Source organism: Bacillus sp. FAU20 (genome assembly GCF_056033865.1).
Window position 1 is genome coordinate 1 of sequence record NZ_JBVYHY010000019.1, and the last position, 6,302, is coordinate 6,302.

5 protein-coding genes are annotated in these 6,302 nt (G+C 36.0%); 3 read left to right on the forward strand and 2 right to left on the reverse strand.

The window, feature by feature from the left end:
• Together AC0OM3_RS13350 and AC0OM3_RS13355 are read right to left on the reverse strand one after the other, a co-directional pair.
• Positions 1–457 (reverse strand): SpaA isopeptide-forming pilin-related protein (locus AC0OM3_RS13350; RefSeq protein WP_474212093.1); only part of this gene is annotated, 457 nt, incomplete at its 3' end.
• Positions 458–486: 29 nt separating this feature from the next.
• Positions 487–4,632 (reverse strand): SpaH/EbpB family LPXTG-anchored major pilin, encoded by a 4,146-nt coding sequence (locus tag AC0OM3_RS13355; protein ID WP_474212094.1) that lies wholly within the window; start codon positions 4,630–4,632, stop codon positions 487–489.
• Between the two features lie 451 nt (positions 4,633–5,083).
• Here AC0OM3_RS13355 and AC0OM3_RS13360 point away from each other — a divergent pair, with 451 nt between their 5' ends.
• The 3 genes from AC0OM3_RS13360 (at position 5,084) to AC0OM3_RS13370 (ending at position 6,230) form a co-directional block, all read left to right on the forward strand.
• The gene (locus tag AC0OM3_RS13360; RefSeq protein WP_474212096.1) at positions 5,084–5,533 is read left to right on the forward strand and encodes a hypothetical protein; all 450 of its coding nucleotides are present in this window, start codon (positions 5,084–5,086) and stop codon (positions 5,531–5,533) included.
• A gap of 189 nt (positions 5,534–5,722) precedes the next feature.
• On the forward strand, positions 5,723–5,911 hold the full coding sequence (locus tag AC0OM3_RS13365) for a hypothetical protein (protein WP_474212098.1): 189 nt from the start codon (positions 5,723–5,725) through the stop codon (positions 5,909–5,911).
• Positions 5,895–6,230 carry an AraC family transcriptional regulator gene (locus tag AC0OM3_RS13370; protein ID WP_474212100.1) on the forward strand — a complete coding sequence of 112 codons (336 nt, stop codon included), beginning with the start codon at positions 5,895–5,897 and terminating at the stop codon, positions 6,228–6,230. The genes AC0OM3_RS13365 and AC0OM3_RS13370 overlap by 17 nt, the downstream gene beginning before the upstream one ends.
• Positions 6,231–6,302: the final 72 nt, after the last annotated feature.

Consider the following 6,302-nt stretch of genomic DNA (forward strand, 5'->3'; position numbering starts at 1 on the left):
AACCTTTACCCTCTTTATCTGTCATCGGGATATCAACTGTATACGTGTTTGGATTTAAATTAACATGTGTTGGACCAGCAATTTCTTTTACTTCATAACGTCCTAATGGTAAATTCGGGAATACAGCTTGACCATTTGCATCTGTTGTTACTTGAATTGATTTTGCAGTTGTAACTGGTGTTACGCTTTCTTTTGCGATTGTTCCATCATTTGTGATTTTCTCAAATGATGCAATTTGTTTAATTTCAAATGTTACTCCTGGTAATGCTTTTGCATCTGCAGGAACAGTTTGGTTGGAAGAACCATCGCCTTCCGCACCTGGAGTTCCGTCTTTTTCTTGCTCATATTTATGAATTGTTAATGTACCTGTGCTTCTTGAAGCCGCATTTGCAAACGTGCTAGGCATCATAGCAAATGTGAATACAAGGATTAATAGCATACTGAATAGTTTTTTCATCTACTTTACCTCTCCCTATTGTTTCTTTTTTATTTGTTTGTAACTCTCTTACGGAAAAATACAACCAATGCTGCCACCATTATGATCATGCCAATCAGGTAAAATAAAGTTGTTCCTATCCCACCTGTATGTGGAATGTTCCATCCATTTTTTGAGTTTTCTACTGTAATCTTGTGTAATGGTGAAGAAACTTCTACTTCAATTGGATCTTTTAATAACATGTATCCATCTGGCGCCTTGATTTCTTTTACTGTGTATTTTCCTAAGAGTAATAGTTCAGAAGTTGCTTTCCCATTTTCATCTGTCGTTAGTTTTCCAACTTCTTTCCCATCTTTGTCTATAATCTGGAATACGGCATTTTTTAATTTGATAGCAGAATCCGCAGCATCCACTTTTTCAATTTCAATTTGTCCAAGCGGTTGTACTTTAATTTCTGTTGTTGGTTCTTGTGGCGGAACATTTTCCCCTGTTACTTTTGCAGTATTTTGAATAGCTGTTCCTTCCTGTCCTGCCTTGACTTTTGCATGAAATACGACCGTATGCCATTCTGTATCTGCAATATCACCTAGTTGTCCTGTGATTTTCCCTTGTACATATTGACCTGTATCATCGCCTTCAGCATCTGTCACAGCTTGTCCATTCACTTGTAATGTCCCTGGGACATATTCTAGACCTTCTGGTAATTGGTCTTCAATTACTGCATTTTTCACAATACTATCCGAAATCGTATTACGCATTTGAATCGTATATTTGATTTCGTCTCCTACTTCAATATTTTTATCTTGTAGGTTTTTTGCGGTTTTCTTAGACTCTACTTTAGGATTTCTAGGATAAACTTCTACTGTTGTACTTGGTTCTTGCGGCGGTACATTCTCTCCTGTTACTTTTGCAGTATTTTGAATGTCGTGTCCAGCTTGTCCAGCTTTTACCTTCGCATGGAATACAACAGTATGCCATTCCGTATCTGTAATATCGCCCAGTTGTCCTGTGAATTTCCCTTGTACATATTGACCGTTATCATCGCCTTCGGTATCTGTTACGGGTTTTCCATTCACTTGTAATGTTCCTGGGACATATTCTAGACCTTCTGGTAATTGGTCTTCAATTACCGCATTTTTTACAATGCTATCAGAAACCGTATTACGCATATGAATCGTATATTCGATTTCATCTCCTACTTCGATATTTTTATCTTGTAGGTTTTTTGCGGTTTTCTTAGATTCTACTTTTGGATCTTTTACAATCACAGTATTAACAACTTCATTGGTATCAACAGATTGATCTTTGTTTACCAACAAATTCTTATAAGCAACGTTTGCTTTATTCTTAATTTGTTGATTGTTATGGCCTGACAGTACTTTTACTTTGAATTGCACGGTAACGCCTTCAGGTAAGATATCTGTATTCGGTAAATCTCCTAGATTAACTGTTACTTTTCCATCTTGGTAATGCCCTGAATCTGTATCTTTTCCATCAGTGATAGAATTTGTCTTTGCATTTTTTGTTACTTGTATAGATCCAGGTACGTATTCAGTTCCTTCAGGAATCGCATCTGTGAACACTGCATTAGAAGCAACGTCGCCACCATCATTTTTCACAATTACGTTATACGTTAACTCATCTCCCGCTTTCACTTGACCTTCTGGAGATACAGATTTTGTTGCTGATATACAAGGCTCCGTACCTAGGAAAACACCATCTAAGAAATTACCTGCTGCAATATTTCCACCTGCACTACTAACTGCCTCAAAACCAAATCTTGTTGTAGTTTGCCCTTCTGGTACTTTATAAGTTCCTGTATAGGTTCCCCAAGCAGTATTTCCATCCGACATTTGTTTTTGGACTACAGTAGTATAAGGATTATTTGTTACGGCACCAATGCGAACTTGCATCGTATCTACACCAAGACGTCCCAAATGAGACAATCGCCAATAGATAGTTTGTCCAGGCATTGTCTTTATATCTTGATAAAGCATACCATTTTCAAATGCATTAAGTTCTGCATATCGATTCCCATCAGGTGGAGTTGGATAATTTCTTACCACATCTGGATATCCTTGTTTGTAATCCCAAATTTCAATTAATTTTTCACCTTTAAAATCATCAGTTGTCAACCAACCTGGTACCTCAGATTCACGGAACATGAAAGCATTATTATATGAACCTTTTTCTGGTCCTTCCTCAAAACTACCATTAATAAGTGCTACACGTCCCAATTGCCCACATGAGTTTGCTGGTGGAGTTGGTGTTTCAGGTGTAGATACCTCAACTGTTATTGTTGGTTCTTGTGGTGGTACACCCTCTCCAGTGACAGTCGCTTTATTTTGAATGGATTTTCCAGCTTGGTCTGCTTTGACTTTTGCGTGGAATGTTACATTATGCCATTCAGCATCTGAAATATCACCAAGTTTTCCTGTAACTCTACCCTGAATATAGTGACCATTATCGTCACCTTCAGCATCCGTCACAGCTTTTCCATCAACTTGTAATGTTCCTGGTACATATTCCAGACCTTCTGGCAATTGGTCTTCAATTACAGCATTTTTTACTGGACTTTCTGCAATCGTATTACGGGTCTGGATTGTATAAAGAAGCGTATCTCCCACTTCAGGATGAGTCGCGTCTTTGTTTCCATCTGCCTTTTGTTGAATGCTTGCTTTTTTCTTTGATTCTAGGACAGGAGTTGGTTTGACATGTATGACGATTGTCGCTTCTGTCGTTCCACCATGCCCGTCATCTACCATAACAGTAAAGGAATCATCACCAACATAGTCTTTACCAGGCGTATAGGTCCATGTTCCGTCTGCATTTACTACAACTGTCCCATGACTTGGCTGCTTACTACCTGTACGATAAGTTAAACTGTCACCATCTGGATCCGTTCCTTTTACCTGCCCTGAGACCTTTGTATTTACCGAAATAGTCTTTTCATCATCCGGCGCAATTGGTGGTTGGTTGCCAGCTGGTATCATTTTAGAATCCGTGGCGCAACCAACAGTTGCTGATACGGTAGTATCTTTAGAATGATCGAAATTTTTCAATACTGCATGGATTTTTCCGTCTGCATCTGATACTAAATCTGTTACAGACTCTCCATTCGGTCCAGTTAACTGCCCGTCAGTTGAAGTAAGATTATCTAATGATGCACCAGCAACAGGATTTCCTAATGGATCTTGTAGGATTGCCGTAACATCATATACTCCTGGTTTATCCGACGGCCCTGTCGTTACTTTCATACTGCTCGGTGCTTGCTTATAATCATTATTCGGATTAAGTGTTTCAATAGGTACATAATCATTAACAAAATACCAACTATTGATATCATGCGTTTCGTAATTTGGACTTCCTGTTGATGCGGTAAAACCAGCATGATAGGGTTGTCCATTAAATATAGTACCAAGATCGATGTTACCTACATCTAACACTTTTTTTGCGCTTGCTCGATCTGGAGAAGTACCTAGCAGAACTTGTACATTTTTATTTAAACCATCGTAGTCAATCCATGTATAATACTGGGTTCCATTTGATAAAGCATAGTTGGTACCATTATTTGTATTATATTGATTTAAATCGGTATACCAACCAGGTTGATTTACCGGATTCCCATTTTTCGCAATTCCAATATAGTTTGCAGAAGGATCTCTATAATCCGTATTTAAAAACGTATCATATTTAACCGTAAAACTAGGTTTAATACCATAAAAGTTTAGGCTACCTCCATTTGTATGCGAACTAGATGTCCCCCCTTGAATCGTAAAGGTTAAACCGTCACTTGCGCCTGAGGGACTTGGATTACTCATTTTAAATGAGAAGGCTGTGCTGAATGAATAATTGTTTTTAGAACAAATTTCATTTTTGGTAAAAGCTGCCCCACATTTCAATGTAGATGCCGGTGTCAATCGTAAAAAGTTTGCCCCTCCAGGAACTTCAGCGGCATCATTCAAAGTAAACAATTGACTTACTGCATCACTAGAGAAATTATCAAACTTATACGTTAGCATTTTATTTTTCGCTTGTGTTACAGCAGTATTTGTAGATGTTCCTGTCTCAGCATGAACGGTCTGTAAAACCATACTAGGTGCTACCCCACTAAAAACTAACAAAAAAGCTAACAATGATACTATGGTCTGTTTGAAGCGCTTACCGTATCTTTTAAAATCAAAATACTTTTGCAATATCTTCTCCCCTCCTTGATGTAAATACAAATAAGTTCCCTTCCCTTTTAATAGAAACTCTATTGTTTCTATTTAGGGAGAATTCAGCAATTAACATCTAAAAACATTCAAATATTTGGAATGAATTGGTATAATAAAGCTATATTTTCGATAAAAGTTGTAATTTTCAAACGTTTTTACGTATTATTTGAAAATTAACATGTATGTATCAGAACAAATAGCCGCTTCCCCATTCATCGAAAAGACTGCATCCCCTTTCCTAGATATTTAGATGGATATTAATTACTAAAAACATAATATAAGATTGTCGTAAAAAAGTATGGTAAAATCTTTCCTTTGGTAGCACTATTTTGCACTTTTTGGATTTTTATAGTGATTTTTTTGGAAAAATGGTATTTTACTTGGTGTAATTTCTGCTTATATTACTATATACATTTAAAAGGAGAATAAGATGCGAGGTTTAGTTAATACACAATATATCTGTGATCTCATTCATAAAACGTTTTTTGTACCCGTTTATTTTTTATCTGAGGATGGGAAAATTTTAGATTATGCTACTTGCTATGATATAAGTAGTCCTTTCTATTCATCTAAAGAGGAGCATTTTCAAACACTGTGCAAAAAAATTAATCTATTTAATTTTCCGCTATTTATGGAGAATGATTATCTTGAAAACTTTATCTTCATACAAGTTAAAAATCAGGAAGATATAAAGGGAACAATTGTTATTGGGCCGATCACCTATCCAAAAGTAACAGATGAAATGGCAATCAAATTAATGAAAACGTTTCAATCGAGTAACAAAATACAGGAGGGATTATTCGTACTATCAATCCCTATCGGAAGTAAAGAAAATCACATTACTTCAGATAGGGATTTTCTTACATTACATGATTTTTAAAGAAAAATTAGATATTGATACCGTTTGGAAAAAAAATAAAGTGTTAGAACAGACTCCTTATAAAATCATACATCCAGATTTGTATATTTCTAATCGTCGGCAAAATAATGTTGAGAAGTTACAATATCTCCTTAGAGCGTAAATTTTTTTCACAAATTACAGAAGGAAATAAAGAAAGCGTAATCAAATATGCCTATTCTTTTCCTCAAGAAGATGCAGGTAATCACATCTCAAGGAAATCAACTTAGAAATCAAAAAAATAACGGAATTATGGCAATTACTTTAGCTGCAAGATATGCGATTGAGGGAAATTTACCCACAGATATCGCCTTTGCACTGAGTGATTTGTATATACAAACTATTGAGACAATTAGATAATATGTATTCTGTTAATCGCTTGATAGAAGATGCCTTATGTACGTTTGCTGACCGTGTAAAAGAATACAAAACAAAAAAATATTCAAATACGATTACGACATGTTTAAATTATATTAACAGAAATATCTATCAAAAGATTGCTCTTAGTGAACTTGCTGAGCTGTTACATGTGAACCCGACTTATTTATCTAGTTTATTTAAAAAAGAAGTAGGAATCACTTTAAGTCAATACATTCAAAGGGAGAAAATAGAAGAAGCAAAAAAATTACTAACCTTAACTGAAGCGGCGCACGAAAAACGCGAAAGCGTTTCACGATAAATGCGAAAACCGTACTTTGATACATGGCAGTGGTGGTTAAACACCCGGTTTTCATAACAACCAAGTAAATGA